We start from the raw sequence: 1,019 nt of genomic DNA on the forward strand, positions 1-1,019 counted from the left end.
TTGTCAGGTGCGACGTTGTTTTCGGTGCTTTGCCATTCGCTGATATCATTTACGTCTTTAGAACCACCGCCGGTAAAGTAGGACACATCTACATCCGGGTGTTCTTCAGCACTGGATATAAAGACACTGACATCGGCAGCGTCGTCACCGTTATACACTTCCTCCCAATCGTCAGGAATCATCATTGCGGGTGATGCACCTTTAGCATCACCTTCTAACTCAAATATGTTCAGTTCATCTACAGCCCAAACGGCCGTCACAATCGCAAACAACGTCGAAAAACCAGCCGCTACAAGGAATGAAGAGGAACGTAGTAGTCTTCTCGTCAGACCTTTCATCTTTTACCTCCTCGGCACCGCAGCTTGCTCCATTGTTTGCGCGATGTCCGTGGCCCTGAGAGCTCCGTGCACCGTACTGCTCGGTCGGATAAAAACGGGGGTCAGGTGTAAGTTGGTTGTGTGAACACCGTGGGCATCAAGCGTGTTCAGTGTCCTTTTGGCGGTTAAAACGACGCCCTGCGGATCTATTAACCCGCAGGGCATCGTTCCACCAACAGCAAAAGGATGGGAGCGCCCTTACGCTCTCGACAGGAGTACTGCAATTGTCATGCCTTGGTTGTATCTGTTTGATTTAATGAGGAAAAAAAATTAGAAGGTCAGGCTATTCCGGGTTGAACTGTAAAGCCTAAGTGACAGGTGCAAACGTCTGTATAGTAAGTTGTTGAATCTCTTCACATTAATTAATGCGCGGGTGTTTACGTTTGCTCACGTGATAACTTACAAAGCCTGCCAGAAAAGAAAAAGGGCGATGCAACTGCATCGCCCTTTTAATCTTTATCCTTTGAATTGTCTGCGATCACGCAGTATCAGAGCTGATTACAGATCTGCTCGTGCCAGCGGACAATCGAAGGTTTCGTTGTAGCCGGCCAACAATGCATGCGCTGCGGCTGCGGTATCGTTGGCGAATGCTGCACGTACCAGAGTGATCACTTCATCCACGCTAAGCGGATAGTTCACATC

The 1,019-nt window shown here is 48.7% G+C and carries 1 protein-coding gene; it reads right to left on the reverse strand.

Annotated features, from left to right (window positions below; all coding sequences use genetic code 11):
- Positions 1 to 338 (reverse strand): hypothetical protein (locus QKW35_RS21210; protein ID WP_282356382.1); only part of this gene is annotated, 338 nt, incomplete at its 3' end.
- Positions 339 to 1,019: the final 681 nt, after the last annotated feature.

It is taken from the genome of Pontibacterium granulatum (genome assembly GCF_029961155.1).
GTDB classification, from domain to species: domain Bacteria; phylum Pseudomonadota; class Gammaproteobacteria; order Pseudomonadales; family Balneatricaceae; genus Pontibacterium; species Pontibacterium granulatum.